At 59.3% G+C, this 24,919-nt stretch carries 30 protein-coding genes and 1 pseudogene; 7 read left to right on the plus strand and 24 right to left on the minus strand.

From position 1 onward, the window contains the following. Positions 1 to 148: 148 nt before the first annotated feature. From QMX88_RS16630 to arsC, 15 genes are all read right to left on the minus strand, one after another. Positions 149 to 1,186 carry a trans-3-hydroxy-L-proline dehydratase gene (locus tag QMX88_RS16630; protein ID WP_282371231.1) on the minus strand — a complete coding sequence of 346 codons (1,038 nt, stop codon included), beginning with the start codon at positions 1,184 to 1,186 and terminating at the stop codon, positions 149 to 151. 224 nt (positions 1,187 to 1,410) lie between these two features. Then, complete coding sequence (locus QMX88_RS16635) at positions 1,411 to 2,133, minus strand: amino acid ABC transporter ATP-binding protein (RefSeq protein ID WP_282371232.1); 723 nt, start codon at positions 2,131 to 2,133, stop codon at positions 1,411 to 1,413. After that, entirely contained in the window at positions 2,126 to 2,776 is a 651-nt protein-coding gene (locus tag QMX88_RS16640; RefSeq protein WP_282371234.1) for an amino acid ABC transporter permease, read from the minus strand. Before QMX88_RS16640 ends, QMX88_RS16635 begins: the two co-directional genes overlap by 8 nt. 10 nt (positions 2,777 to 2,786) lie before the next feature. Beyond that, positions 2,787 to 3,452 carry an amino acid ABC transporter permease gene (locus tag QMX88_RS16645; RefSeq protein WP_282371236.1) on the minus strand — a complete coding sequence of 222 codons (666 nt, stop codon included), beginning with the start codon at positions 3,450 to 3,452 and terminating at the stop codon, positions 2,787 to 2,789. Further along, positions 3,445 to 5,217 carry a cis-3-hydroxy-L-proline dehydratase gene (lhpI, locus tag QMX88_RS16650; RefSeq protein WP_282371238.1) on the minus strand — a complete coding sequence of 591 codons (1,773 nt, stop codon included), beginning with the start codon at positions 5,215 to 5,217 and terminating at the stop codon, positions 3,445 to 3,447. Before lhpI ends, QMX88_RS16645 begins: the two co-directional genes overlap by 8 nt. Positions 5,218 to 5,437: 220 nt before the next feature. Beyond that, positions 5,438 to 6,250 carry an ABC transporter substrate-binding protein gene (locus tag QMX88_RS16655; protein WP_192172921.1) on the minus strand — a complete coding sequence of 271 codons (813 nt, stop codon included), beginning with the start codon at positions 6,248 to 6,250 and terminating at the stop codon, positions 5,438 to 5,440. A 379-nt stretch (positions 6,251 to 6,629) separates the two neighbouring features. Then, positions 6,630 to 7,379, minus strand: a complete 750-nt coding sequence (locus QMX88_RS16660; protein WP_282371317.1) for an AraC family transcriptional regulator — start codon at positions 7,377 to 7,379, stop codon at positions 6,630 to 6,632. Between the two features lie 283 nt (positions 7,380 to 7,662). Continuing rightward, complete coding sequence (locus QMX88_RS16665) at positions 7,663 to 8,919, minus strand: NAD(P)/FAD-dependent oxidoreductase (RefSeq protein WP_282371241.1); 1,257 nt, start codon at positions 8,917 to 8,919, stop codon at positions 7,663 to 7,665. Then, positions 8,916 to 9,152, minus strand: a complete 237-nt coding sequence (locus tag QMX88_RS16670) for a (2Fe-2S)-binding protein (protein WP_282371243.1) — start codon at positions 9,150 to 9,152, stop codon at positions 8,916 to 8,918. Before QMX88_RS16670 ends, QMX88_RS16665 begins: the two co-directional genes overlap by 4 nt. Next, positions 9,145 to 10,281 (minus strand): NAD(P)/FAD-dependent oxidoreductase, encoded by a 1,137-nt coding sequence (locus QMX88_RS16675; RefSeq protein WP_282371245.1) that lies wholly within the window; start codon positions 10,279 to 10,281, stop codon positions 9,145 to 9,147. Before QMX88_RS16675 ends, QMX88_RS16670 begins: the two co-directional genes overlap by 8 nt. After that, entirely contained in the window at positions 10,278 to 11,228 is a 951-nt protein-coding gene (locus QMX88_RS16680; RefSeq protein WP_282371247.1) for a 4-hydroxyproline epimerase, read from the minus strand. Before QMX88_RS16680 ends, QMX88_RS16675 begins: the two co-directional genes overlap by 4 nt. Before the next feature lie 768 nt (positions 11,229 to 11,996). Beyond that, positions 11,997 to 12,680 (minus strand): GntR family transcriptional regulator, encoded by a 684-nt coding sequence (locus tag QMX88_RS16685; protein WP_065992829.1) that lies wholly within the window; start codon positions 12,678 to 12,680, stop codon positions 11,997 to 11,999. 90 nt (positions 12,681 to 12,770) lie between these two features. Then, positions 12,771 to 13,442, minus strand: coding sequence for a DNA-3-methyladenine glycosylase I (locus QMX88_RS16690; RefSeq protein ID WP_205487018.1), 672 nt, complete (start codon positions 13,440 to 13,442; stop codon positions 12,771 to 12,773). Between the two features lie 144 nt (positions 13,443 to 13,586). Beyond that, positions 13,587 to 14,192 carry an NAD(P)H:quinone oxidoreductase gene (gene wrbA / locus QMX88_RS16695; RefSeq protein ID WP_282371258.1) on the minus strand — a complete coding sequence of 202 codons (606 nt, stop codon included), beginning with the start codon at positions 14,190 to 14,192 and terminating at the stop codon, positions 13,587 to 13,589. Beyond that, positions 14,189 to 14,542 carry an arsenate reductase (glutaredoxin) gene (arsC, locus tag QMX88_RS16700; protein WP_192172914.1) on the minus strand — a complete coding sequence of 118 codons (354 nt, stop codon included), beginning with the start codon at positions 14,540 to 14,542 and terminating at the stop codon, positions 14,189 to 14,191. Before arsC ends, wrbA begins: the two co-directional genes overlap by 4 nt. A 135-nt stretch (positions 14,543 to 14,677) precedes the next feature. Here arsC and QMX88_RS16705 point away from each other — a divergent pair, with 135 nt between their 5' ends. Continuing rightward, positions 14,678 to 15,145: a TlpA family protein disulfide reductase gene (locus tag QMX88_RS16705; protein ID WP_122622240.1), complete on the plus strand. Its 468-nt coding sequence runs from the start codon at positions 14,678 to 14,680 to the stop codon at positions 15,143 to 15,145. 50 nt (positions 15,146 to 15,195) lie between these two features. Here QMX88_RS16705 and QMX88_RS16710 read toward each other — a convergent pair whose 3' ends face one another. Further along, a complete protein-coding gene (locus QMX88_RS16710; RefSeq protein ID WP_282371262.1) occupies positions 15,196 to 15,801 on the minus strand; it encodes a GNAT family N-acetyltransferase in 606 nt (201 codons plus the stop codon). Between the two features lie 209 nt (positions 15,802 to 16,010). Between QMX88_RS16710 and QMX88_RS16715 the strand changes: the two genes are divergently transcribed. From QMX88_RS16715 to QMX88_RS16740, 6 genes and pseudogenes are all read left to right on the plus strand, one after another. Continuing rightward, the gene (locus QMX88_RS16715) at positions 16,011 to 16,481 is read left to right on the plus strand and encodes a hypothetical protein (RefSeq protein ID WP_282371264.1); all 471 of its coding nucleotides are present in this window, start codon (positions 16,011 to 16,013) and stop codon (positions 16,479 to 16,481) included. 148 nt (positions 16,482 to 16,629) lie between these two features. Then, a complete protein-coding gene (locus QMX88_RS16720; protein WP_282371266.1) occupies positions 16,630 to 17,109 on the plus strand; it encodes a DUF6882 domain-containing protein in 480 nt (159 codons plus the stop codon). Between the two features lie 364 nt (positions 17,110 to 17,473). Next, on the plus strand, positions 17,474 to 18,022 hold the full coding sequence (locus tag QMX88_RS16725) for a GNAT family N-acetyltransferase (RefSeq protein WP_282371268.1): 549 nt from the start codon (positions 17,474 to 17,476) through the stop codon (positions 18,020 to 18,022). A gap of 58 nt (positions 18,023 to 18,080) precedes the next feature. Further along, positions 18,081 to 18,518 (plus strand): annotated as a pseudogene (locus tag QMX88_RS16730) (tyrosine-type recombinase/integrase); the annotation flags it as partial. A 258-nt stretch (positions 18,519 to 18,776) separates the two neighbouring features. Beyond that, the gene (hchA, locus tag QMX88_RS16735; RefSeq protein ID WP_282371270.1) at positions 18,777 to 19,655 is read left to right on the plus strand and encodes a glyoxalase III HchA; all 879 of its coding nucleotides are present in this window, start codon (positions 18,777 to 18,779) and stop codon (positions 19,653 to 19,655) included. Further along, positions 19,652 to 20,371, plus strand: coding sequence for a PA1136 family autoinducer-binding transcriptional regulator (locus tag QMX88_RS16740; RefSeq protein WP_282371272.1), 720 nt, complete (start codon positions 19,652 to 19,654; stop codon positions 20,369 to 20,371). The genes hchA and QMX88_RS16740 overlap by 4 nt, the downstream gene beginning before the upstream one ends. A gap of 118 nt (positions 20,372 to 20,489) precedes the next feature. Here the strand turns inward: QMX88_RS16740 and QMX88_RS16745 are convergent, their stop codons facing one another. The 8 genes from QMX88_RS16745 to QMX88_RS16780 form a co-directional block, all read right to left on the minus strand. Further along, positions 20,490 to 20,666 carry a hypothetical protein gene (locus QMX88_RS16745; RefSeq protein WP_282371274.1) on the minus strand — a complete coding sequence of 59 codons (177 nt, stop codon included), beginning with the start codon at positions 20,664 to 20,666 and terminating at the stop codon, positions 20,490 to 20,492. Between the two features lie 15 nt (positions 20,667 to 20,681). Next, complete coding sequence (locus tag QMX88_RS16750; protein WP_282371277.1) at positions 20,682 to 20,924, minus strand: hypothetical protein; 243 nt, start codon at positions 20,922 to 20,924, stop codon at positions 20,682 to 20,684. Between the two features lie 73 nt (positions 20,925 to 20,997). Then, positions 20,998 to 21,885: a KfrB domain-containing protein gene (locus tag QMX88_RS16755; RefSeq protein ID WP_282371279.1), complete on the minus strand. Its 888-nt coding sequence runs from the start codon at positions 21,883 to 21,885 to the stop codon at positions 20,998 to 21,000. A gap of 1,008 nt (positions 21,886 to 22,893) precedes the next feature. Next, positions 22,894 to 23,118 carry a carbon storage regulator gene (locus tag QMX88_RS16760; RefSeq protein WP_282371281.1) on the minus strand — a complete coding sequence of 75 codons (225 nt, stop codon included), beginning with the start codon at positions 23,116 to 23,118 and terminating at the stop codon, positions 22,894 to 22,896. 26 nt (positions 23,119 to 23,144) lie between these two features. Further along, positions 23,145 to 23,570, minus strand: a complete 426-nt coding sequence (locus QMX88_RS16765) for a GNAT family N-acetyltransferase (RefSeq protein WP_282371283.1) — start codon at positions 23,568 to 23,570, stop codon at positions 23,145 to 23,147. A 47-nt stretch (positions 23,571 to 23,617) separates the two neighbouring features. Next, positions 23,618 to 23,788 (minus strand): hypothetical protein, encoded by a 171-nt coding sequence (locus QMX88_RS16770; protein ID WP_282371285.1) that lies wholly within the window; start codon positions 23,786 to 23,788, stop codon positions 23,618 to 23,620. A 385-nt stretch (positions 23,789 to 24,173) separates the two neighbouring features. Further along, positions 24,174 to 24,734, minus strand: coding sequence for a hypothetical protein (locus QMX88_RS16775; protein ID WP_282371287.1), 561 nt, complete (start codon positions 24,732 to 24,734; stop codon positions 24,174 to 24,176). 13 nt (positions 24,735 to 24,747) lie between these two features. Next, a complete protein-coding gene (locus QMX88_RS16780) occupies positions 24,748 to 24,918 on the minus strand; it encodes a hypothetical protein (RefSeq protein WP_282371289.1) in 171 nt (56 codons plus the stop codon). Position 24,919: the final 1 nt, after the last annotated feature.

Genomic DNA, 24,919 nt, shown 5'->3' on the forward strand with positions numbered 1-24,919 from the left:
CTGTAGGAGTGAGCTTGCTCGCGAATGCGGTGTATTTGTCACCACATCCATCGCAGACGTACCGCATTCGCGAGCAAGCTCGCTCCCACAGGATTTGCATGCGTCCAGCCAAATCGGCTGTGCAATCATTCGCAAACCGACGCAGCATTTACAACTTCAACCCCACCGGCCAGGTATCACTCAACTTGTACCCCTCCGGCCATGGATCGCTCGGATCAAGCATGTGCTGGTGCGTGCCGGTGATCCACGCCCGCCCGGACAGGCTCGGGATGATCGCCTTGCGCCCGGCCACCTCGGTCTCGCTCTGAATCCTGCAGTGAAACTCCGAGCCAATGATCGAACGCCCGATAAACCGGTCGCCCACCTTCAGCTGGCCCTTCGCATGCAACACCGCCAGCCGTGCCGAACAGCCGGTGCCGCACGGCGAGCGGTCGATTTTGCCGGGACGAATCACCACCGCGTTGGCCGCATGGGCCACGCCGCCTTCAAAACTCACCGGCGCTGCGATCTGGCAAAACGAAATGTGATTCCAGTCCTTGTTCAACGGATGGCTGAAACCCAGCTGCTCGTTGGCGGCCTTGGTGATTTTCAGGCCGGTGTCCACCAGATCCTTCGCCTCATCAGCGGTCAACGCAAAGCCCAGCTTCACCGAATCGACGATGGCAAAACTGTCGCCGCCATAGGCGGTATCCACCTGAATCGACCCCAGCCCCGGCACCTCGATCCACACGTCCAGCTGATCGGCGAACGACGGGTGGTTGTGCACCTCGACGCTCGTCACCTTGCCGTCGCGGCACTGGGCAATCGCTTCAATCAGGCCGCCGGGCGCCTCCAGGACCAGGCGGGTTTCCGGCTCGGTCATCGGCAGAATCCCGCTGTCCAGCAGTACCGTCGCCACGCACAGGGAATTGGAGCCAGACATCGGCGGCACGTCGGCCGGTTCCATGATGATCCAGCCCATCTGCGCTCTCGGGTGCTTGGGCGGCACCAGCAGATTGACATGGCGGAACACCCCGCCGCGCGGCTCGTTGAGCATGAAATTGCGCAGCACGTTGTCCTTCTCGATCCAGCGCGACTGCTCCCAGATCGTGTCTCCCGGTGGCGGCGCAACCCCGCCGACAATCACATCGCCCACCTCACCTTCGGCGTGACAACTGACCACATGAATCACTTTCGTTGAGCGCATGACCTAAGGCCCTCCTGTAAAAAATACTCATCGATTTGCTTGGGCTCATCAGAAAATGAGGCGAGCCTTCGATCTCACTCACGCTGGATGACGTGTGGGAGTGAGCTTGCTCACGAAGGGGCCGGTACAGTCGCAACCTCTCTGGCGACTGCAATGCAGTCATCGCGAGCAAGCTCACTCCTACAGGTGGTGGCTTCCATGGACGCCCTCTTCAAGCCAACCCCCTAATTGATTGATCGCAAAAAATCCGCCGTCTCCGGCCGTTGCGGGTTGCCGATCACCTGATCCGGCGTGCCGATCTCATGCACCAGCCCGTTGCGGAAAAACGCCACGCGGTCGGACACGTCCCGGGCGAAGCGGATTTCGTGGGTCACCAGAATCATCGTCATGCCGTCCTCGGCCAGCATGCGCATGGTGTCCAGCACCTCGCCGACCAGTTGCGGATCGAGTGCCGACGTCGCTTCGTCGAACAGCATGTAATCCGGCGACATCGCCAGCGCCCGGGCTATCGCCATGCGCTGTTGCTGCCCACCCGACAACTTGCCGGGAAACACCTTGAGCTTGTCGCCCAGGCCCACATGGGTCAGTTGCTTGACCGCCAGCGCTTCGGCTTCGGCCTTGCTTTTGCCCAGCACGGTGCGCGGGGCGAGCATGACGTTTTCCAGCACTGTCAGATGGGGAAAGGCGTTCCACTGTTGAAAGACGATGCCGATCTTCTGCCGTAGCTTGTTGATGTCCGTGCCCCTGGCGTGAACCTCGGTGCCATCGACGCGAATGCTGCCGCTCTTGATCGATTCCAGGCCGTTGATGCACATCAGCAGCGTCGACTTGCCCGAGCCCGAACCGCCGATGATCGACACCACTTCGCCCTTGTTCACCTTCAGGCTCACGCCCTTGATGACCTCAAGCTCGCCGAATGACTTGTGCACGTTGTCAATCTCAATCATTTTCCTGCCACCTCGTTTCCAGCCGGGCGCCCAACCGGGCGACCACCAGACTCATGACGTAATAAATCAGGCCGGCGATGCACAGCACCAGCAGCGGCTCCTGAATGCGCGTGACGATGGTTTGCGAGGCGCGCAGCAGTTCGACGATGCCGATCCACATCACCAGCGCGGTGTCTTTCATCACCCCGAGCAGCAGGTTGATCCAGCCGGGAAACGCCACGCGGGTGGCCATCGGCATGACGATCTGGCGCAAGTCCTGCCAGTACGTCAGGCCCAGGGAGCGGCTGGCGCGGCGCAACGTAAGCGGCACCGACAGCACGCCGCTGCGCACGATCTCTGTGCAATAAGCGGTGACATACAGCCCCAGCACCACGCAGGCCACGGCGAAGGCGCTCCAGTTCAGGCCGACGATGCTTTTCAGCGCGTTGAACAGCACGAACTGAATCAGCAACGGCACGCTGCGGAACACGTCCAGCACCCATGCCAGCGGAATCGTGCTGCGCGGCAGGAGGGCGCGGGCCATGCCGCAGACCACCCCGGCCAGCGTGCCGATGATCATCGACACCACGGTCAGCAAAATCGTGACCCAGGCGCCCTGAAGCATGAATTGCAGGTCGTTCCAGGTGAACGTGCTCTCGAACATGCCCATCTCCTCAGTACCGGAACAGCCGCCAGGACAGCAGCCGGGCAACGGCCACGATCAGCTTGGCGATCAGGTAATAGAGCACCGCCGCAATGGCGAAGAATTCGAAGGTGCGGAAGGTCTTGACGTTGTAGTCCTGGGTCACGCCGGTGAGGTCGTTGTTGAGGCCGACGATCACCCCCATCGAGGTCATCAGCACGGCCCACACCATCTGGTTGGTCAGCGGATAGAAAACAATGCGCAGCAACTGCGGAATGACGATCAGCCGGTACGCCTGGGGCGCGCTCATGCCCAGCGAACGGGCGGCGCGCAACTGGGTGTCGGGCACAGCCTTCAGACCGCCACGGAAATTCTCCGCCAGATAGCCCGCGTTGTTGATCGTGATGCCGGCGAGCAACGCGGCCCACGAACTGATGTGCAGGCCGAACGAGCCCAGGCCGAAATACAGGATGTACACCTGAAACAGCGACGGCGTGTTGCGCGCGATGGAAATCCAGGTGGCGGCGAAGCCCCGGAACAGGCGGTTTTTGCCCTGGCGCATGAACACCAGAAACAGCGCGATGGTGACGCCGAGGATCATCGACAGCGCGGCGGTTTCGAAGGTGACCCACGCGCCGTTGAGCATGTCGGGCAGGGCCTTGAACGCCGCGCGCCAGTGGAAGCTGTAATCAAACATCTGCGCTGACCTCCGCCTGGTGCGCCGCCATCAACCAGGCTGGCAGGCGCCCGCTGGCGACACCGGTGATCGCGCTGTCGACGCACTCGCCCAGGCTGGCGAAATGCACGCGACGCCCCACCAGCCCCGGAGCGTAGTGCGCGTATTTGCCGGAGTTGGTCATCAGGTTGCGCGCGGTCGGCGGAATCACCGGCTCGCCGAGCATGCACCAGCAGGTGTCGGTGACGAACTGCACGCCGAAGTTTTCGAGCGTCTCGACATAGCCGGCCTGTTGCGCGCGTTCCAGGGTGGCGCGGCCGCAGGTGATCACGATCGCCACGTTGTCATGCTTGCGCCGGCTGCCACACAGGTGCGCCAGCGTCGCGCATTCGCTCAGGGAAAAATGCGGATTGCCCAGCGTCACGGCGTCCACTTCCGGCGTTTGCGCGCTGTTTAGCTCGCGCCAGCTGTGCAGCAGGTCCGCCGGGCTGACGCTCAGGGTTTTCTCCGGCGCATGCCCGTCCAGCGCCAGTTCGGCGGTGGTGGCTTCGGGCGTCACGCCGGCGATATGAAACATCGGCGCAGCGGACGTGGTGGCGAACGCCGCGCCGAAGGCCTTGAGGTCATCCAGCGTGGGCGCCTTGTGTTCGAGGCCGCAGACTACCGGGATCGTGGCGCCGCACAGCAGCCCGACGTGATAGCCGAGCAGCGGGTAGAAACTGTCGTCGAGGCCGTCCAGTGCAGGGACGTCGATGCGCAGGGTCGCCAACCGTTGTTGGGTCAGGTGGCAGCCGATCTTCGGCGCGCGGCCGGTGAGGGCGATACAGATGTCGAGGTAATCCGGGTATTTCAGGGTGCGCGCGCCGATCACGCTGTTGGCGTACACCACGGCGTTGGATTCGGCCCAGACGATTTGCTCGCCGAGCTCCGGGGCGCTGTCCAGCAGGTACGGCGCGCAGGTAAAACTCACCCGCGCGCCCATCTCCAGATAGGCATCGCCCAGCTGACTGGCCGGCTCGCCGAGGGCCGGATCAACGCCCAATTCGCGCCAGCGGCGCTTGTCCACGGAGATGGAATTGAGGGTGGTGGGCACGCGGACTTTGCCGCCCCAGGCCACCAGTTGCCGGGCGAAACGCAGGCTGGCCGGGCCGGTGTAGATACAGCCGTCGATGTGCGCCTGGGTGATGTCCAGCAGTTCGGTCGCGCCTTGCAGCTCGGCCATGCGCAGGATGATGCCCATCGCTACCTGCGCGGCTTTGCCGTAAGCGCCGTCGAGAAAGCCCTGGTCGGTTTCGGTCAGGGCGATGGTGCTGATGGCGCGGCGGTCCGCCTGAAGTGGGTGATCGCGTAAAAGTGGAGGCGGAGGGCTGGAAAAGCCGCTCACGCGGTCATCTTCGACCCGCACGAAAGCGACGTCCCGCAGCGCCGCAAAACCCGCTTCGCCGAGGCTGATCACCGGAATCGAATGGCCGAACATCTGCTCGGCGATCAACACGCCGAGGGTAAGGATGTCTTCGACGCGCTCAAAGACCAGCGCGGCGGGGGCGTGGCCGTTGAGGATCAGTTCCAGCAACACGCTGCTGCCGGTGCACGAGCCGCGCCCGCTGGGAATGGCCAGCACGCGACCGTTGATGAACCGGCCGCTGAGGGGGTGATGGCGGTCGATCACTTCACCGGTAAACGGCTCGACCCCGCCCCAGAAACTCAGGCCCACGTCGGCGTACAGCAATTCACCCTGCGCGCTGCCGGAGACGAGACAGCGCCCGTTCAACGAGACTTCAGACATCGTGGGCTCCTGAATGAATGACCCGGTTCTGGGGATGACGCCGATGATCGTTCCCACGCTCCGTGCGGTGATCGTCCGACGGTGATCGTTCCCATGCTCCGCGTGGTAACGCCGCTTGCGACGCTCCGGGTTGAACTTTTTGACACAGAGCGTCTGGGGCTGCATTCCCACACGGAGCGAGGGAACGATCATCGTGAGGCGTATTAACGATCAAGCAATCTCAGTAATAGACGCCCGGCACGGTCAGGTCGACCGGCTTGCCGCCCACCCACTTTTCATACAGCTCGGCATAGCGTCCCGAGCGCACTTGCTGGTTCACAAACAGGTTCAGGTAATGGATCAGCCCGTACTCGTTACGCTTGGCCGCAAGAGAAACGTAGTCGATGGTGTAGGGCGCGTTACCGGCAATCTTCAGGCCTTTGTATTTGCCGGATTTGATCGAGGCGGCGGCGACGGTGTTGGTGACCACGGACGCTTTGATGTGGCCCTGGGCGACGGCGAGGATGGTGTCGTTCTGGGTCTGGTACGCGCGGAAACTGCCGCTGCCCCATTTCTTCTGATCCTTCTCCAGCGCGATCGCTTCGAACGTGCCGCTGGTGTTGCCGACATCCTTGCCCTTGAGGTCGTCGTAGCTGTTGATGCCGGCGTCGTCGCGGGTCAGCACCACCATCTGGAAGGCGAAATACGGGATGGTCATCGCCACCGTTTTCGCCCGTTCCAGGGTGTCCGAGGTCGACGCCACGATCACGTCAGCGCGCCCTGAAACCAGCGCAGGAATGCGGTCCGGAAACGGCGTTTCCACCACCTCGGCAGTCACGCCCAGCACCTTCGCCAGGTCGTTGCAGTAATCGACGTCAAACCCGACCGGGTTGTTCTTGTCATCACGGGACCCCATCGGCGGGAAGTCCAGAGTCACGGCGCAGCGCAGTTTGCCGGAGTCGATGATGTCATCGAGCTTATCGGCCAGCGCGGTGTTGATAAATGAAGAGCTCATGACGGCGAGGAGGGCGACGGCGACAGCTTGGTTTTTCATAGAAGCCTCGGTGCGTGCAAAGGGGGAAACGGCCGGATAAGTAATTTCGTATACGATATTTGATATGCACGCAGCGTGCCTGTTTTGCCAGTACGGCGTGCAGGGCTCTGGATCAGCGGGCCGGGGTTTAGATGAGTGTTTTAAACGCGTGGGGCGGTGTTACATAAAGGAGCAGGAATGCGCGGCGTGCTTCATTGATGCACGTTGCCGTGCGGCAAAGATGCAGATTGCGCCGCACTGCAATCACCGTAGGACCGGCTTTAGCCGGGAACGCGTTATTCGGAACACTGCAAAATCAACGGTGCACACCCCGGCCTCTTCCCGGCTAAAGCCAGTCCTACAGAAGCACCGCGATCATCCAGGGAGGATGGCGGTGGATTCATATGCGCCGTTGCGAATCCCGATACTCACTCGGCGACGCCCCGGTCAGCGCCTTGAACTGGCGGCTGAACGCGCTGTGATCGGTGTACCCGCAGCGCAGGGCGATCTCGGTGATCGACAGGTCTTCCTGCAACAATCGCGACGCTTCACCCAGCCGCGCCTTGTGGATCATCTGCCGGGGTGTCAGCTGGAAGATGCGTTTGCAGTGCCGCTCCAGCTGGGCGATGGACAGCCCGGCAATGGCCGTCAGTTGCTCAAGGGTGATGGGCCGCGCGAAGTGCTCGCGAATGTACGCGTCGACCTCGACCAGCTTCTGATACGCCGGGTGGGTCGTCTGCAGGATTTGCAGATCCCGTGAAATACCGGCCAGGCCGATGATCGCGCCCTGACGGTCCCGCAGAGCGATCTTGTGGGTCAGGCACCAGATCGGCTGATTGCCGTAATACAAGTGCAACTCCAGTTGATCGCTCAGTTGCCTGCCATCGGCCAGAACGCGGCGGTCCTGGGCGGTGTACAACGGCCCGAAGCGCGCGGGGAACACTTCCTCGGCGGTCAGCCCGACGATCTGGCTTTTCTCCTTGAAACCACAACGCTGCACCAGCGTCTGGTTGACCAGCGCATAGCGCGCCTGGGCGTCCTTGACGAAGAACACGACACCCGGAATCGCATCGAACAGCGGCGCGACCAACGCCAGGCTGGCGAGCAGTTGTTCGAGATCGTGCAAGGGCGCTGCGGGGATGAGGTCAATCGTGTTCACGGGCAGGACGGCCGGGCGGGAGATGGGTCGATGATGCGGGATGTTGGGTGCGGCGGCTAGTCGGGGGGCGACTGGAGCCGCCGTATCAATAAATCAGTCCTCTTGGAACAGCGCTCTGAGTGCCGAGATCCCTGCAGACGAAGAAACTGTGGGAGCGAGCTTGCTCGCGAAGGGGCCGAGACATCCGCTGGATATTCCGCGTTCTAAACACCGTCTTTGTGAGCAATGTGGAGCGCCACCCCGTTCACTCACGCAATTTAATAAATCAGGCGCTTTAAACAGGGGCCCCCTCGTCCAGACACGCCAGCGTCGAGATCCGCGCCGGGCTGAACGGCGGACGCAACAACGGAGGGTCCCAGCCGAACAACGTCTGCGCCGCCGTCCCACAGATCCGCCCCTGACACGCGCCCATCCCGCAGCGGGTGGCGAGTTTGGCCCCGGTCCAGCTGCCATGTTCCGCCAGGTCCGCGTAACCCACGTCCTCGCAACGGCAGACCAGTGTTTCCGGCATCGCCAGGTGTTTCAGCGCAGGATTGAGGCGGAACGCCGTGTTCAACCGATCCGCAAAACCCTGCCAGCGCTGCCGCTCAGCCCACAAGCCTCGCGCCTTATCCCGTTCACCGACCGCCACCAGCCCGGCAATACGGCCTTCGACCAGTGCCAATTCGCTGCCGCCGAAACCGGTACATTCACCCGCTGCGAAGTGATCGGGCAGACGCGTCGCCTGCCACTCATCCACCACGATGGCCTGATTCTGAACAGTACAGCCGAGCGCCCGGCCGATCTCGACGTTGGGCACCAGACCGAAGCCACAGGCCAGACGCTCACAGGCCAACTCTTCGACTTTGGCACCCACCTGAATGCGCACGCCCTCCAGCCGATCCGTGCCCAGCGCCGCCAGCACATGGGCCGACGTTCGATAGGCGGCACTGGCCAGCGTAATCGCCTGGATCGCCTTGTTCGGCCAGCGCCACAGCCCGGCGCCGAAACCGGCGACGGCGCTCAAAGGCGCCTGCTCGGCAACGCGCACAACCTCGGCGCCGTGTTTTTGCGCGGTCGCCGACGATGCCAGCAACAGCGGGCCAGTCCCGGCAATCACAACGCGTTCGTCTGTCACCTGCAGGCCGCATTTGATCAGCGCCTGCAAGCCGCCTGCGCCGGTGACGCCCGGCAGGGTCCAGCCGGGGAAGGGCAGCAGCAGCTCCCGTGCGCCAGTGCACAGAATCAGTTTGTCGTAACTCAACACCCAGCCGCGCTCGGCGTCTTCCAGCAGCAAGCGCTTCGGCCCCGCCAGCGCGACCACCTTGCAGCCGCTGTGCAGGCGAACGTTGCTGAAACCCTGCAACTGCCCGCGCATATCGTGAGCCTGTTTCGGCACCTCAGCGTTCGGGCCGTCGCGCCAGATCTGCCCGCCCGGCAGCGGGTTGTCGTCGAGCAGGGCGATGCTCAGCCCGTAAGGCACCGCAGCCAGGGCCGCCGCCATGCCGGCCGGACCTGCGCCGGTGATCAGCAGATCGACATGCTCAGTCATGGCTGAGTCTCGACGCGCATGCCGTCGCGGCAGATCGTCTGGCAGGCCAATCGGCGCAGGCCGTCGATGCTCACCCGGCACTCCTGGCAAATCCCCATGCCGCACAAGGGCGCGCGACGCTGGCCGCTGACCGACGTGCGGCTGCAACGATCACCGCTGGACATCAGCGCGGCGGCCACCGTGGTGCCTTGGGCGAAGCAAAAAGGCTGACCGTCGATGCTCAACTCAGGCATGGGCGCGGGCTCCGATAAAACGATGGGGCAAATACGGTTCAACGGCGAGGGGCGGCGGTGTGCGCAGCATTTGCGCGGCGAGCAGGCGGGCGGTGCCGGTTGCCGTGGTGACGCCGAGGCCTTCGTGCCCGACCGCCAGCCACAGGCCGGGCTGATGCGGGTGCTGGCCGATCAGCGGCTGACCGTCGGGGCTGGCGGAACGAAAGCCGGTCCAACTGCGAAGGCCGTTCATGTCGCCGAGGCCTGGGAGGAAATCCATCGCCCGGCGCAGCATTCGCCCGAGCATGGCCGCGTCGACCTCTGGATTATGGTTGTCGAACTGCCGCGATGAGCCGATGAACAATTGGCCGGTCGGGCGCTGCTGCGCATTGAACGCCACCGACGGGCCGTTGCCCTTGTGGGCGCTGGTGACGTAACCCAATTCGACCAGCGTATGGGTGATCTGCGCGGGGTAACGGTCGGTGATCAACAGGTGGCCTTTCTTCGCCTGCAGCGGCAGGTCAGGGCACAGCTCGCGGGCGTAGATGCCGCTGGCCAGCACGACGGCGGGGGCTTGCAGCCACTCACCATTCGCCAGCCGGACACGGTTGCCCTGGACCTCCACGACTTCGGCCTGACGCTGAACCACTCGGGAAGACTGGCGCTGCAACAGCCAGCGCGCGGCGTTGGGCGCGTAAAGAATGCCGTCGCCGCTGACCTTCAAGGCGCCGAGCAGGCCGGATCGCAACGACGGCTCAGCCTTTGCCAGTTCGGCGCCGGACAGCAACTCGCAGGCCAGACCGTATTCGCTCAGCGCGGCCTGTTTGCGCTCGGCTTCTTCCATTTCTTCTTCGTTGCAGGCCAGCCACAGGGTGCCGTTGGTGCGCATCGCGCAGTCGTCCGGCATCTGCGGCGCCAGTTCGCGCCAGGCCCTGACGGAATATTCCCCCAGCGCCAGCTCGGCAGCACTGTGATCGAGAACAACCAAGTGACCCATCCCCGCAGCGGTCGCGGCTGGGCGATGACAATCCAGCACCAGCACGTGCAAACCCTGAGACGCCAGCTCATCCGCGCATGCCGCGCCGACGATGCCGCCGCCGATGACGATCACATCAGCGGCATGGCCTCGCAGCGTGGGCGCCTCGGTCATGAGCGAATGCCCCAGGCGAAAGGGTCTTCGTCGTCCAGCAACAAAGTGGCTTCGGCGCTGATGTAAGCGCGGCCACGAATGGTCGGCACGATGCGGTCGCCCGCCTGCCGCTCGCCGTGCTCCCAGACGAAATGGCCTTCGAACTGACTGCCGATCACGCTGGCCTGCTGCCAAAGGGTGCCGGGTTGAAGTGTGCCGTCTGCCGCCAGGCACGCCAGTTTGGCGCTGGTGCCGGTGCCGCAGGGCGAGCGGTCGTAGGCTTTGCCGGGACAGAGCACAAAGTTGCGGCTGTCGGCGTGATAGTCATCGGCGAACAGCTCGATGTGGTCGATGACGCCTCCGTCTTCGCCGCGAATACCCTGGCTTTCCAGCGCCTGCCGGACCTTCCAGGTGTAATCGGTGAGGGCGTCGAGGTTGTCGGCGGCGACGCTCAGGCCGTGGTCGGCGATCAGGAAAAACCAGTTGCCGCCCCAGGCGATGTCGCCGGTCACGCTGCCCAGTTCGGGCACCTCGATGACGAAATCTTTGCGGTAGCGGTACGAGGGCACGTTGTCGACGCTGACCGAGCGGTCGTCGTGCAGCGTGGCCTGAACCGTGCCTACCGGGGTTTCGATGCGGTGCACGCCGGGGCCGATCTTGCCCAGATGCGCCAGCGACACCACCAGCCCGATGGTGCCGTGGCCGCACATGCCCAGATAGCAGCTGTTGTTGAAAAAGATCACCCCGGCGCAGGATTCGGGATCGACCGGCTCGCACAACAGCGCGCCGACCAGCACATCGCTGCCGCGGGGTTCAAGCACCGTCGCCGCCCGCCAGTCATCGAACTGCTCAGCCAGCAACTGACGCCGCTCGGCCATGCTGCCCCGCCCAAGATCGGGGAACCCGTCGAGCACCAGCCGCGTCGGCTCGCCGCCGGTATGAGAATCGAGGATCTGGATGCGTTTCATGTATTCCCCTGTCGGACTGAGTCTGGAACTGGCTACGACGATCCCTGATGGGACTGCGTACACCCAATGGAACTGGCTTCGACGATCCCTTGTAGGACCGGCTTCAGCCGGGAAAGCGTCAGTCGTCACACTGCAAGTTTTATGATGTCAACGCTGGCCTCTTCCCGGCTAAAGCCGGTCCCACTAAACGCGCTGCGTGCACCCGATGTAACTGGCTTCGACGATCCCTTGTAGGACCGGCTTCAGCCGGGAAGACGTCGGTCGCCACGCTGCAAGTTTTGTGGTGCTTACGCTGGCCTCTTGCCGGCTAAAGCCGGTCCCACTAAAAGCGCTGCGTACATCCGATGTAACTGGCTACAACGATCTCTAGTGGGACCGGCTTCAGCCGGGAAAGCGTGAGTCGTCACACTGCAAGTTTTGAGGCGTTAACGCTGGCCTGTTCCCGGCTAAAGCCGGTCCCACTATAGGACTGCGTACACCCGATGGCACTGGCTACGACGATCCCTTGTGGGACCGGCTTCAGCCGGGAAGGCGTCAGTCGTCACACTGCAAATTTTGTGGTGCTTACGCTGGCCTCTTCCCGGCTAAAGCCGGTCCCACTAAAAGCAACGCGTGCACCCGATGGAACTGGCTACGACGGTCCCTAGTGGGACCGGCTTCAGCCGGGAAGGCGTCATCACTATTGCCAATAGAGTGGCGCGTACGTCGCCCAGGGTCTTGACCGATTTCAACCGCCGCAATGACGAAATCGGCACAGCCGCCAGTCGATCAGATCTCGCTAAGCACCGCGTGGGGGAGGTGGGCGTAGAGGGTTCGGCAGACGCCGATGATGTGGTGCTCGATCAGTTCGGCCGCCTTGTCCACGTCACGATCGGCACAGGCCTTGAGGATCTCGCGGTGCTCCAGGTCGGCGCGCTCTTTGCCTTCTTCAAAGCTCATCTGCACCCGCAGGTAGCGTTCAACCTTGTCGTGGATCGAGCGAATCATGTTCAGCAAAAACGGCCGTTGCGCCGCCTCATACAGGCAGGTGTGGAACGCCCAGTTCAGCTCGGCCCAGCGCCCGATGTCGTCGTCGCGCATGAATTCGTCACAGATGGCCCGGGCCCGATCCAGCTGTGCAGCGGTCATTCGTGGCACGGCGAGGCGGATGGCTTGCACTTCCAGCAGCACCCGTACTTCAAAAATCTGCGCCAGCTCCGGCTCGGAAATCCGCGTGACGACAGCACCCTTGTTGCGCTGAAACTGCACCAGCCCTTCGGCCTCCAGACGCTTGAGCGCTTCGCGCACGGGGATCTTGCTGACGTTGAACACGCGGGCGATGTCGTCCTGACGAATCGGCTCGTCCTCGGCGAACTGGCCGGAGATGATCGACTCGCGCAGGTACTTGGCAATCACCTCGGACGCGGAGGGCGCGACACCGAGGTTGGGAGCGTCTGGAAGAAGAAAAGGCACGCGAATGACTCAGCAGTAGGGGACGGCGAATATTGTATACGACGTCCGATTTGTTACGCGCTGTGTCTTTTCACTCCGCCGGAGAAACGATCAATGGTTGGCGGTGTAAGACAGCATCATCGACAGCTGACACATCGGCCGTCCACTCTCGGCATGCCACTGATTGAACGCCGCTTGCACCGCCGCCTGATCACGCTGGCTGCTGGGCACGCGGTCGACGATCTTCTGCGCGTTGAGCGCAGCGACCACGTCATGGCTGGGGATGAAGGTGTCCTTGCCGACCATGCGCAGGAAGCGCGGCGATGACAGCCCGCCCATCTGATTGCCGTGCTTGAACAGGTAACGCCACAGCCCGACGATATCGGTCACCGGCCATTCCGCGATGAAATTGCCGAAGCTGCCGTGTTCGTGGGCGATGTCGAGGATCAACTGGGCGTTGCGCGGCACGCTCTTGAGCTTGCCCAGATGACGGATGATCCTCGCGTCCTGCATCAGGCGTTCCAAGTGATCGCCGCCCATCAGCGTGACTTTTTCCGGATCGAAGCCGAAGAAGGCCTGCTCGAAGGCCGGCCATTTAGCGTCCACCAGGCTGTGCTTCAAGCCCGCACGAAAGACCCGCAGCGCCATGGTCGACAGGTAACGGTCGTCGCTGAGGGCTTTGAGTTTTTTAGTCGTGGCGGGGGTCGGCAGATGCGCCTCAAGGGCGGCGACGGAACCAAAGCGGTTAAGACAGTATTCATGGAGCCATTTGTAATCTTGCATGCCCTCTCCAAAACAAAATTCATGTGCGCGATCGCTGACGTAGCGCATTTCCGAGCGCTGACGCAGAACCCCGGCAGGGGCTCTGTGTTTGACCCGGTTTGAGCAAGGGGTTCCAGCAATCGTGCGCGAGCAACGCCTTGGTTTTTAGCCCTTGGGCGGATCGAGCAACAGTGCGGTTTTCGCCAGCCGCTGACCGAGCGAACGGCACAACGTGGTCTCGTGCTCATCCAGCGCGCGCTTGCCGTCGGCACCGGCGTGATGACTGGCGCCATAAGGCGTGCCGCCGCCACGGGTTTCGATCAGTGCCGCTTCGCTGTAGGGCAGGCCGCTGATCAGCATGCCGTGGTGCAGCAGGGGCAACAGCATCGACAACAGCGTGGTTTCCTGCCCGCCATGCAGGCTGGCAGTGGAGGTGAACACGCTGGCGGGTTTGCCCACCAGTGCGCCGGTCAGCCACAGGTTGCTGGTGCCGTCGAGAAAATACTTCAGCGGCGCGGCCATGTTGCCGAAGCGGGTCGGGCTGCCCAAGGCCAGGCCCGAACAGTTTTTCAGATCGTCCAAAGTGGCGTACAAGGCGCCGGCCTCCGGAATGCTCGGCGCCACGGCTTCGCAGTCAGTGGACACTGCAGGCACCGTGCGCAGACGCGCTTCCATGCCGGTCATCTCGACACCACGGGCGATCTGTCGCGCCATCTCCGCGGTTGCGCCGTTACGGCTGTAAAACAGAACCAGAATATAGGGCGCGCTCACGGCAGGATCTCCAGAATGTTTTCCGGCGGACGGCCAATCACCGCCTTGTCGCCGACGACGAGAATGGGGCGCTCGATCAACTTGGGATGGGCCGCCATGGCGGCGATCAGCTGCTCGTCGCTCAGGCTGGTGTCGGCCAGGTTCAGGGTTTTGTACTCGTCCTCACCGGTGCGCAGCAGTCCGCGAGCACCGATGCCGAGCTTGCCCAGCAGGTCGCGCAGTTGCGCGGCGTCGGGCGGGGTCTCGAGGTAATGAATGATGGTCGGCGTCAGGCCGCGGGCTTCAAGCAATGCCAGCGTGCCGCGGGATTTGGTGCAACGCGGGTTGTGATAAAGCGTGAGATCGGTCATTTGCGGGTCGCATCTTGCCTGAGGTGGCGGCTATTCTACCTGCGTCACGGTAACGACCGGTAACACGCGGCGAGCGATGCGCAATCGGCGCAGCGTGCATCTGGAAAGAAAGAGCACCTAGAAGGAAACAGCATCATGGCAAGGCGATTGGCAGCGGCGGCAGCACTGATTGGAAGTCTGTTGCTCAGCGGGTGCGGCGTGGACCTGGGCACGGATCAGAATGGCGAGAAAGTCGCCAGCAGCCGCGTCGACAAGCACTGGCTGGTGGTCAATTACTGGGCCGAATGGTGCGGCCCTTGCCGGACCGAAATCCCCGAACTCAACACGCTGTCCGAGCAGGTGAAAGGGCAGAACGTCAGCGTGTTCGGCGTCAATTTCGACAACCTCCAGGGCGAAGACCTGAAGAGCGCCAGCAAAGCGCTGGGCATCACCTTCACCGTGCTGGCCCAAGACCCGGCCGAACAATATGACCTGCCGAAAAGCGAAGCCCTGCCGGTGACCTACATCATTGACGACAAGGGCAAAGTGCGTGAGCAGTTGATGGGCGAACAGACGGCTGCGGGCGTGATGCAGAAGTTGGCGGAGTTGAAAGGGAAGGGCTGAAGCAGATCATTGGGCAGTCAGCTTAGATGTTAAACGGCGCTGCTCGCTGATTAACGCTCATCGGCCAGAAGTGCCCAGCGCTCGTGATCGCACCAGACCCCGGCGATCTGCAGGTATTTCGGGGAGAACCCCTCTTTCCGAAATCCGAGACGCTTGACCAGCGCGATTGAACGCACATTTTCAGGTTGAATATTGGCCTCGAGACGGTGAAGACCCAGCTCCTCAAAGGCATACCTCGTCGTCAGTTCCACCGCCTGTGACATCCTTCCCGTCCCGGCAAACGAGACCATGCCCCAATAGCTGAGATACGCGTTCTGAAATCCTTTATAGAAAATCTGGCTTAGGTTGGTCACTCCAACGATCTGACCCGATTCTGTATCGCGAGCCAGTAGGCCAACACTCGCGCCTGTGATTTGAGCGGAGTACCACTCCTCGAAACCTGTGGCGGTTGTGAACGGCTGTACCCAGCGGCCGTGGTAGTCCCGGCTTTCCCGATTCGCGTGTAGGAGCTCGTCGATATCGGTGCGCGTTACCCGGGCGAGCTTGACGTCTGATGTTTCCATAATATCTTTTCGTTTCCTGCTTTCCTGATCGCTTCTCTGGCTCACTAACGCCCATTCCAAAGAGCCTGCGTCCTGCGAACCTTGTGATTTCATGATGAAGACGAAACCATCCTGAGGTCATCAGACTAGAGAGTTGGCGCCACCGACCCAAAACGGCCGATATCTGGTACGAAGTCCATTTATTATCCTGTCCGGCAGGATTTTATCGGAACCTAGAGACTGCTTTTCGTCGCGACTGAATGGTTTGGGTAAATTAGAAATTTCAACACAAACGACAATATGGCAAGGACGGACTCAAAGACATGCTGGTTATGCTCATATTCTTGGGTTTTTTGGCGTTTCTCTCAGGCTACGTTGTGTCACTTGAAGACCGATTTCAAAGAGACGGCTTGTTTTGTCCCTTCAGTTTGGCTGAGAACCTAAAAGCATCGCCACGGGCTAGAAAAACACTCACGTGGTTTGGCGTATGCCTTTGGGGAGTGGCTGCGGTTTGTTATGTTTTTGGTACGGCAGATGAATCTGTCTCAGTGCATGATCTCCTGAAATGTTTGGGCGTGACTGTGATTCTCTATGTTTTCATGAGTATCGGATACACCCGAGAGATGGAGTGGAAAAAGACCGGCCAAAGCGCAGATTCAATTCCACCTTTTGGTGCAATGACTCGTCACGAAAAACAGATGGTTTCCATTAAGGCCGGATTGGCGATTACGAAACTTATCGGGGTGCTAATGACTTTGACTGCCCTTAAATGGATCGTGTCGCTCGCGCAGTAAATCAGGTGACTGGGTATGGCAGATAGGTGTCGGTTATGCCTACGGGCCAGAAAGCAGAGGATCCAATGAGGCAGAAACCGCTCTCATATCACCTAAGGATGTCCGGGCTCAAAGGCGCGTACCGGCGTCAATCAACAAGGAAGACTTGATGTCGGAAGACAATTTTGAGGTGCTGCTTGAAACGGCCATGGCCGCGTTGATGAGCAAGCAGGAAGCATTACAGCAAAAGTATGGTTTGGGTGGTATCTCACGTTGGTGGCTTAATCAGGAGACCGCCGCTCTCAGTTTTTTCGATGAGCTGGACAGGGAGGTCGTTCGAGCGCTGATTATCAATATCGGCTCCTTTGTACCGAAGCAGTCAAGCTGGAAATGGGCTTGGAGTAACCCCTCCGTGCCTGATGCACTTCGCGAGAGGGCGTCGCCGCTCAAGGAGCTACAAGCCATTACGGGCTTTGAATTGTTTGGCGACGAAGAAGCGTTTCCTATCGAGGATGAATCCATGGCCTGGGAGCTTGCTGCCTTTGCGGTTCAACACTTGAAAGCAGTGGGTTGTTATCGAGCACCTTCTTCGTCCGATGGACCAACGATTTACTTGGCAATTACCGAGTTGAAGCGCATTAAGCACTGATGCATTTGCGCCCGGATACTCATAGGTGCTTGAACGAATACACAGTACCGGCTCACTGTAATGCCGTTGATTGAAGGCGTTTAGCTAGACTGTCTGCCACTGCGGAAAGGTGGTCTGTTTGGCCTGACGCGCGAGTAACCAAGCCCCGACCAACGCTCGAACGAATCTCCTGTGCGGAACCAGCTCTTGGACAGTTTCTCCTGGCCGCAAGCTGCCTTATATGAAGGGCAGCTATGGGTCGATAGCTGTCGTTCGCAATGAACAAGAATCTGCGGCCATAAAAAGGCCCCCGGACCGTCGGAAAGTCAGGGGGCCTATTTAACAGATAACCCGTTATCGTTAGCTTTGAACAACAGGAGGCGGCATGTCAGCTTTCGACCGGATTCTTAATTCCCGTCAGGTACGCAACGCCCAAACTTTGGATGCTCTCTGTACGAACACCAGTGTGGTGATCGAACGTACTGAGTCCACTCGCGGGTGTTTTGCGTTTCCTGGTACCGAGTTTGTCGCGGGCATCGAGGTCGACGGCCAGCGCATGGGAACAGTTGAATTCGGCATCAATCCGCTCAACGATCGGGTGTACATATACGACCTGACCATTGACGGCGAGTACCAGGGACGTGGCGTGGCGACTGCGACACTATGGCGTCTGTGGTGCATTCACCAGGTGCCCTTGGTGCCGCTGCACGAAGTAGGAACCTCCGTGGGATTTTGGAGCAAGGCGCGCCGGCGTTTCGCCGCTGCCGGCGTAGAAATCAAACGCGATATCCGCACGGGTGACCAGGAACAAGAACAACTGCGTTGGCAGCACCTGGTACCCGAATCGGAGGTGGACCTCTCCATCCGCGAATACTGGGCTTGGGTGGCCAGCGAACATGCGGCAGGTCGTCCTGCAGGACCGGGCATTCGATGAAGGATATACGCAAGCCACCGGCGCCGGTGTATCAGCCCCCTCCCCCAATGAATGCCGGCTGACGGCGGCACAGTTTCAGACGCTGGCTGAAGTGCCGGCAGCCGTCGAGTGGTACGCCAATATCGACAACTTGCGTACTCGGCGAGCGTACCAGGGCGACCTTGAGGACTTCTGTCGTTTCGTAGGCTTGGCGACTGCAGACGAATTTCGCTCGGTAACCCGGGCGCACGTGCCGGCCTGGCGCGCCGATCTGGAGCGCCGGTGTCTGGCCGGCGCAACCATCCGCCGCAAACTGGCGGCGCTGGCCAGCCTCTATGACCACCGTCTCAACAGTAATGCGGTCACCGGCGGCAATCCGGTGCATGGTGTCAAACGACCCCGTATCGAGACCAATGAAGGAAAAGCGCCGGCGCTCGGTGATCACCAAGCCAAGGCCCTGCTCGATGCGCCAGATCCGGACACGCTCAAAGGCAAGCGCGATCGGGCGCATCTGGCTGGGCCACGCCAATATCAGCACGACGCGGATCTACGATCGCCGGCAGAACCGGCCAGAGGACTCACCCACGTTCAGGGTGAAGTATTGAGGTGTGTGCAGCGCGGAAAAAGTGAAAGGTTTAGGTAACAGCGGCCAAAAGCTGCCGATCTACCACGGTATGTGGGCGGAAAATTTCTTTGAGGGAAAACCCTCATTGCTGGGCCTGCGTCAGGCTACTAGCATTGACCTCGGCAATCGGCCCATTAGTAGGAGATAACCATGACTACCGTGCAGAGTGACGACAAGCGTCCCACTCCGGATCAGGCAGAGGACAATGCCTTCTTCCCCTCCCCATATTCGCTTAGCCAATTTACCTCGCCAAAATCTGATCTGAGTGATGCGGATTACGCTAATCCATACAAAGGTGGCCGCTGGAAGATTTTGCTGATCGGGGCTGATGAGCGCTATTTACTGACCGACAACGGAACAATGTTTTCCACGGGCAATCACCCGGTCGAGACGTTGTTGCCCATGTATCACCTCGACAAAGCCGGTTTCGCGTTCGACGTTGCGACCCTTTCAGGCAATCCAGTGAAATTCGAATTCTGGGCCATGCCCAGCGAAGATACTGAGGTAAAGGATTTCTACGCCAAATACCGTGAGCAGTTCAAAAAACCTTTGAAGTTACGCGAGGTGGTTGAGAAGGCGCTGGGCCAGGATTCGGATTACATCGGCGTTTTCATACCTGGCGGTCACGGCGCGCTGATTGGATTGCCGGAGAGTGTCGACGTGAAAGCGGCTCTGCATTGGGCAATCACCAACGACAAATTTGTGATTTCCCTATGTCACGGCCCAGCAGCAATGCTCGCGGCGGGCATTGGCGAGTCGAGGAACTCCTACATTTTCAACGGCTACAAGATCTGCGCATTTCCAGACAGTATCGACGCAAAGACGCCCGACATCGGTTATATGCCTGGGCATCTGACCTGGGAATTTGGTGAGCAATTGAAAGCCCTGGGAGTTGAGATCGTCAATCAGGATATTTCAGGTGCAACGCTCCAAGACCGCAAGCTGCTGACCGGCGACAGCCCATTGGCAGGCAATAATCTGGGCAAGTTGGCAGCTCAAGCATTATTGAAAGAGGTCGCATCGGATTGAGCGAATGGCCGGCCGAAACAGCGATGCGAGCTACTCTGGAGATAGAGTCGGCGCGCACGCTTGAATCAATCAAGAAAGCCGTCAGGGGGTTCGCCACACCCTACGGCTATGATCGATTCGTGCTGTTTTCTGCATCGACGGCAAGTGAAGAAGTGGTTGAGCATATCTACTGGGTCGAAGGCAATTGGTTCGATAACGGTCAAACGGTTGATGCCGAGACTTATGTTCGACATTGTCCGGTGACTCGCCACCTTCTGAATGCTCGGCAATCCTTCTTCTGGCAGAAAAAGCAGGTCAAGGGAGAAGAGCGCTACTGCGTGATTCGTTCTCCAGGTGACCCAGGGATTCAGGGGTTACAAGTGCCAGTTTTCGGCCCGCAAGGGCTTGAAGGCGCGATGAGCTTGGGGGGGGAACCGGTGGATGGAAGCGCGCGGGTTCGCTTGGGACTCAGCCTAGTTGCGACGGCCGCTTTTTTCGCAGCTCGGCAGCTGCTTGAGGCGCCACTGAACGAAGCATTAAGAAGCCTTTCCCCGCGTGAGCGCGAAGTCATGGAATGGACGGCTGCCGGAAGACGGCAAGCGGATATTGCAGCAACTCTCGGTTTGTCGGAGCGTACGGTTGAAAATCACCTGCGCTCAGCGCGCCGACGTCTGGGCGTGACGACGACGGCACAAGCCATCAGGATGGCCATCCGTAATGGCGAGATCGATGGTTAAGAACGCAGCGAGATCGAGTGGTGGACGGTTTGGAACGGGCGGTGGTCATGTTTGATACCAGTTGCCATGACCATAAAAACAGTGATTTGCGGCGTGTCCATGGTCGCGCTTTCCTCTATCAATTCAAGGCGACGACAGGACCGCCCATCCGGTCAATAAGAACCGCACTATCCGAGACAGTTACAGACTCTACCGGACCTGCCATTTCGTCCTCGGTGTGGTCGTGATCCTGAATGATAACTTCAGCGTCCGGATCCATCTTCTTCAGCTTGCTGATCAGTTCCTTGACTTTCATGGGGCCACCCTCACTTCAATCACCAGAGTCATCAGCCTTTACGTACTCAATCTGGCCTGCAGCAACAGCAAATCTAGCTTTGGTGCGCGCCGAGTTTTCAGCCTGGCTTGCGGTCTTGCCCTCGCCGAGAAATCGGGAGTTCGTAAGCGACCCATCAGTCAGCCCCAACAGACCCTCGCAACGGTATAGCGCCTTGGCAATCCGCTCAGCCGGTCGAAGGGTTATGTCGTGCTTGTCATCAATTCGGTAGGTGGCCATGTCAGATTTCCTCTATCCGTGGTGCCGCAAGGCGTCAGCGTTTTCATACTGACATCCGATGGTTGGGAGGAAATCAAGGGCGGGGGCTTCGAGGCCGGTCATTAGGCTTTGATGGCAGATGTTTGCCATCGGCTCCAAAAGCGTAGGACACTGTAACGTGTTGCCCTGCGAAGAAGACTAAGTGCGGTGCGCAAATGGCCAAATCATGAAGGATCAACTTGTTACCTTGAGTTCTTTGTAATACATGAGCGGCAGTTACTCCCACCACGACACCCTCGTAGGTGTTTAGGTTACCAACATGAGCGTCGATGATTAATTCGTTACTCACCAGACCGGCGAGATGATTGCGGGACTTTGCTCTCTCGGCAAATGGTTTAGCCAACCGCTCAGTTACCCAGGGCAAACCTCTGTCGTCATAGTCAAGGTGATCTTCGCTCTTCATAGCGACCAGCACGGGACCGTGCGTGCTCGAAGTATTATCGTAGACCTCGGCGCTGTCTGACTTCTGAATAGCGCTGGGCAGGAGCTGCATAGCACGCTCGTAGCGATCGATGATTTTATCGGTGGTTACGGGGTGTCCACCCTTTGCAACCCTAAGGTTAACCCTGTCAACGTTTATGGAGGGATGAGCGGTAGTAATGAAAATTAAATCCACACTAAAGCCTTTGTCCCTCGCCTCGTCAAACAGAGCAAGCTTTCCTGGTGTGGAAAGGACCGTCTCAAAAGCAAAAGCCGCTCCCGACTCCAATGCCCCCTTTCTCCTCTCCTCAGCCAGCGCTGCGGCCTGACGATTGCGGTCAAGGGCATCAGAAATATTCGAGAGCTCAAATTTAGCTATATCGTCAGCATTGATATACTGCGCTGGGAACTTATCAGACTGTGCGAGACCACTCGTAACAGTACTTTTGCCGGATCCATTTGGCCCAGCAATTACTACCATCCTTGGTTCGAGTTCATTCATGCGATAGGAACTTGTTTGCTCAGATTTCGAGGCGCTGACGGTACAGCACCGCGTGCAACCAAAGGAACGCCTCTACCAGCTTTAACTATGCACAATGTGCCGCTTACCAGTTGGACCTGTTGTGCGTTATCAGCCAGGCCAAGCTCTCGATTTTCCTCAATAGCTTGCAAAACGGCATCCTCCATCAATTTGGAGGCTGTGGCTCGCCCTATAGAATCAATCAATGATTTCCGCATAGCTGATACCTCAGTGGTGTGACTTTAATTCTACGCGCCTGTCGCGAAGATGTCAGCCAACACCTAGCCCCCTTCAAGCTCGTGAATAGCGGCTGTCCCAGTCATGGTGACAGACAGGAATGCGCGAGTACCGAGCACGACAGCCGCAGTGGCGACCTGCATGCCGAAAATGATCGTAGTACCGCTAGGGGCCGCCGCCATGAAAGCATCATATGCTTCCGACCACTCGTTCCGATTCCGCTCAACGATGGACTGAATTATCCCCTTTTGAGTAATCTGGATCGGCGTAGTCACGGATATGACCCCAAGGTTTTGTACAAGCTGATAGCCAAGCGGAAGTGGCGTGGTCATTAATTCCATATAAATTTTTGCGCTTCTAATTTGGTTGATGGTGTAGAAGAAGTAGGCAGCATCGAATCACCTGACCTTCCCGTTAAAGTACGTTTCTACTCAGCTTGATGCATTGTGAGGACCTGGGCAATCTTTCCGCTGTCACTCTGGTTTCAGAGCAGGCTTAGCCAGCCGTCGGCTGGGCGGAGCCAGGTCGGGCACCACCTCATATTCACCCTGGACATGCCCCAGGCCGGTGTCGCAACGCAGATCCAGAAAATCGCCCTGCCACCATACCTCGCTGCCATTGATCCGAACGGCACGCTCACGAAGCCAACGGTACCGCTCTGCATCGCGGCGGAGCGCGGCCAGGTCCTCAGGGTCGGATTGTACAACTAGCTCAGTAGCGGGGGCGGCGGGCTTACGGGACATGGCTCATTTCCTACTTGGTGAGCATGGAACGCCATCGGCGCTTGTGAGTAATGACAGGGCTAGCCCTGCGAGAGGTCACGGCGCTATGGCTGTCTACGCACTGGACCGCAAGTAGGTCCGGGGCTTCGATCTGGATACGTACATCCCCAGCAGCCTCTGAAATGCTTAAAACCTGGATCTGAATTTTGTCGCCAATCACAATATTCTCACCTTGGCGGCGAGTCAGGAGGAGCATACGACTTTCCTATAGTCCTATAGCCGTCAAAGCTGTTTAGACATAAACACTCTGCTCACTCCTTCCGGATCGCAGGCAATCTCACCAAAACGCACCCAACCATTTTTTTCATAAAATCCGGGTGCTTGGAAGCTAATGGTGTAAAGCACTGCGGAACGACACCCGCGATGCAAGGCTTCCTTTTCGAAGGCTTTCAGCACCTTGGTCCCTAACCCTGAGCCACGCAAAGATTCTGGCAGGTGAAATAGGTCGAGAAACGCTAGCCCGAGGGATGTTCTGCCGACGATTCCACCAAGAGCTTCGTTGCTATCGAGGTCACGGACGATGACAGAGAGGGTACGACGGTCATTTGAACCGGCAATCCCATCATTGAACGCATCCAAACCGCTACCCACCAGCTGCTCAAAACTGGTGTCAGGGCTATCGCATATGACTATGAAATTCTGTTTCATCAACCAATTCCTACATGCTCTCAGTGGCTTGCCGCAGGACTCTGCATCTAGTCCCAACGGGCACCGTAATTGCGAGCAACCTTCTCGGCTGTCGCCTTGGTTTTGAACTTGCTCGCGTCGGTGAGACGGTACGTTCCGCCAAAGCCTTCGGCTTCATCACCAGTCAGGAAGCAACCGGGGCCAGTGTTCGACGTGTGGTAGACGCCAAAGCTGCTCATGGTCGCGTTTTCCTTTAACTTAACACTGATGACTTGGTGTCTCAGACCGCTCCAGTTGATTCAGGGCACTCACGAAGCCACAACGCCAAATCTGCCCCTGTTTCAAGATAGGTTGCTTTCAGTTGTTCCAGCACAGCTGGCGGGCGGTCACTACCTCTTGGCCCATGGAGATAGTCAAAAGCGGCTTGACGGTGCTTATTCATCATGGCTACAGCGGAAGGCCCAAGAGTCAGGGTTAACGGCGCTTGGAGTAAGGCAGGGGGTTTAGGGATCGGGTTCATAAGTATGTTCCTGCTTCATCTGGATGGCGAAAATTGGCCTGTTTCTACGACCTTGGCCCCGCCTGTTTGACGGCCATGGCTTGAGGGTGCGGCTGAGCGTATTCCTACCAAATGTCACATGGCTTATGAAATCCCCCATCCCTTAGCTGCTCTAGGTAGTGTTCAAGGTTGCTGGACACTTTCTCCAAAACGCTCGGCAAGTATGGCACCAACTCCGAAAATTCTGATCCCGCAGGACCACCATGGTAGTGCCGGCAGTGCTCTAGAACCGCGTCACGCTCAGCGGCTGGAAGCTGCTGCAGCGGATCTTTGTCGTTGTAATCGTGCAAATTGGATAAATGGATGAAAGCACAACCAAATTTGTAGACGGATCGAGCCCAATTTTGGAGATGCTGTGCCAGCTCAACCATCTCATGATCCGTTACACGACCGCGCCCATTGGGTTGCCGCCAGAGCTCACCATTCACAGACGCAGTAATTAATTCATCACGCCGTGCAGGTTCCTGAGCCAATAGGTAGATGACCCTAACCATTGAGTCCAGCTCTTGACGCAGAATTGCCATCATCTGACTTGGGATATTTGCTACCGACACGAGCTGCATAGCCCGTTTGTGATCAGTAGATCGCAAGGCAATCTGCCGAGTAAAAACAGCTACTTCTTCCATGTTTTTTCCGTGACTACTTGGCGGGTTGCGCCTGGCTGTGATTGTGGCGGTCGGTAACGGGAATCCCGCCGCTCTGATTGTTCTGCATCGGTGCAAGCGGTTCAGGCTCAGTGACGACATCAAAACCATAAGCGATCAGGAGGATCACAATCACACCGGCTACCATACCTATTCCAAATTTCATG

This window comes from Pseudomonas sp. PS02290, from assembly GCF_029960075.1.
Taxonomy (GTDB): domain Bacteria; phylum Pseudomonadota; class Gammaproteobacteria; order Pseudomonadales; family Pseudomonadaceae; genus Aquipseudomonas.

Excerpts from the sequence above, each read along its gene's own strand:
- QMX88_RS16630 (WP_282371231.1), bottom strand. The coding sequence starts at position 1,186 with ATGCGCTCAACGAAAGTGATTCATGTGGTCAGTTGTCACGCCGAAGGT.
- QMX88_RS16635 (WP_282371232.1), bottom strand. The coding sequence starts at position 2,133 with ATGATTGAGATTGACAACGTGCACAAGTCATTCGGCGAGCTTGAGGTC.
- QMX88_RS16640 (WP_282371234.1), bottom strand. The coding sequence starts at position 2,776 with ATGTTCGAGAGCACGTTCACCTGGAACGACCTGCAATTCATGCTTCAG.
- QMX88_RS16645 (WP_282371236.1), bottom strand. The coding sequence starts at position 3,452 with ATGTTTGATTACAGCTTCCACTGGCGCGCGGCGTTCAAGGCCCTGCCC.
- lhpI (WP_282371238.1), bottom strand. The coding sequence starts at position 5,217 with ATGTCTGAAGTCTCGTTGAACGGGCGCTGTCTCGTCTCCGGCAGCGCG.
- QMX88_RS16655 (WP_192172921.1), bottom strand. The coding sequence starts at position 6,250 with ATGAAAAACCAAGCTGTCGCCGTCGCCCTCCTCGCCGTCATGAGCTCT.
- QMX88_RS16665 (WP_282371241.1), bottom strand. The coding sequence starts at position 8,919 with ATGACTGAGCATGTCGATCTGCTGATCACCGGCGCAGGTCCGGCCGGC.
- QMX88_RS16670 (WP_282371243.1), bottom strand. The coding sequence starts at position 9,152 with ATGCCTGAGTTGAGCATCGACGGTCAGCCTTTTTGCTTCGCCCAAGGC.
- QMX88_RS16675 (WP_282371245.1), bottom strand. The coding sequence starts at position 10,281 with ATGACCGAGGCGCCCACGCTGCGAGGCCATGCCGCTGATGTGATCGTC.
- QMX88_RS16680 (WP_282371247.1), bottom strand. The coding sequence starts at position 11,228 with ATGAAACGCATCCAGATCCTCGATTCTCATACCGGCGGCGAGCCGACG.
- QMX88_RS16690 (WP_205487018.1), bottom strand. The coding sequence starts at position 13,442 with ATGCAAGATTACAAATGGCTCCATGAATACTGTCTTAACCGCTTTGGT.
- arsC (WP_192172914.1), bottom strand. The coding sequence starts at position 14,542 with ATGACCGATCTCACGCTTTATCACAACCCGCGTTGCACCAAATCCCGC.
- QMX88_RS16705 (WP_122622240.1), top strand. The coding sequence starts at position 14,678 with ATGGCAAGGCGATTGGCAGCGGCGGCAGCACTGATTGGAAGTCTGTTG.
- QMX88_RS16710 (WP_282371262.1), bottom strand. The coding sequence starts at position 15,801 with ATGAAATCACAAGGTTCGCAGGACGCAGGCTCTTTGGAATGGGCGTTA.
- QMX88_RS16715 (WP_282371264.1), top strand. The coding sequence starts at position 16,011 with ATGCTGGTTATGCTCATATTCTTGGGTTTTTTGGCGTTTCTCTCAGGC.
- QMX88_RS16720 (WP_282371266.1), top strand. The coding sequence starts at position 16,630 with ATGTCGGAAGACAATTTTGAGGTGCTGCTTGAAACGGCCATGGCCGCG.
- QMX88_RS16725 (WP_282371268.1), top strand. The coding sequence starts at position 17,474 with ATGTCAGCTTTCGACCGGATTCTTAATTCCCGTCAGGTACGCAACGCC.
- hchA (WP_282371270.1), top strand. The coding sequence starts at position 18,777 with ATGACTACCGTGCAGAGTGACGACAAGCGTCCCACTCCGGATCAGGCA.
- QMX88_RS16745 (WP_282371274.1), bottom strand. The coding sequence starts at position 20,666 with ATGAAAGTCAAGGAACTGATCAGCAAGCTGAAGAAGATGGATCCGGAC.
- QMX88_RS16750 (WP_282371277.1), bottom strand. The coding sequence starts at position 20,924 with ATGGCCACCTACCGAATTGATGACAAGCACGACATAACCCTTCGACCG.
- QMX88_RS16755 (WP_282371279.1), bottom strand. The coding sequence starts at position 21,885 with ATGAATGAACTCGAACCAAGGATGGTAGTAATTGCTGGGCCAAATGGA.
- QMX88_RS16760 (WP_282371281.1), bottom strand. The coding sequence starts at position 23,118 with ATGCTCCTCCTGACTCGCCGCCAAGGTGAGAATATTGTGATTGGCGAC.
- QMX88_RS16765 (WP_282371283.1), bottom strand. The coding sequence starts at position 23,570 with ATGAAACAGAATTTCATAGTCATATGCGATAGCCCTGACACCAGTTTT.
- QMX88_RS16770 (WP_282371285.1), bottom strand. The coding sequence starts at position 23,788 with ATGAGCAGCTTTGGCGTCTACCACACGTCGAACACTGGCCCCGGTTGC.
- QMX88_RS16775 (WP_282371287.1), bottom strand. The coding sequence starts at position 24,734 with ATGGAAGAAGTAGCTGTTTTTACTCGGCAGATTGCCTTGCGATCTACT.
- QMX88_RS16780 (WP_282371289.1), bottom strand. The coding sequence starts at position 24,918 with ATGAAATTTGGAATAGGTATGGTAGCCGGTGTGATTGTGATCCTCCTG.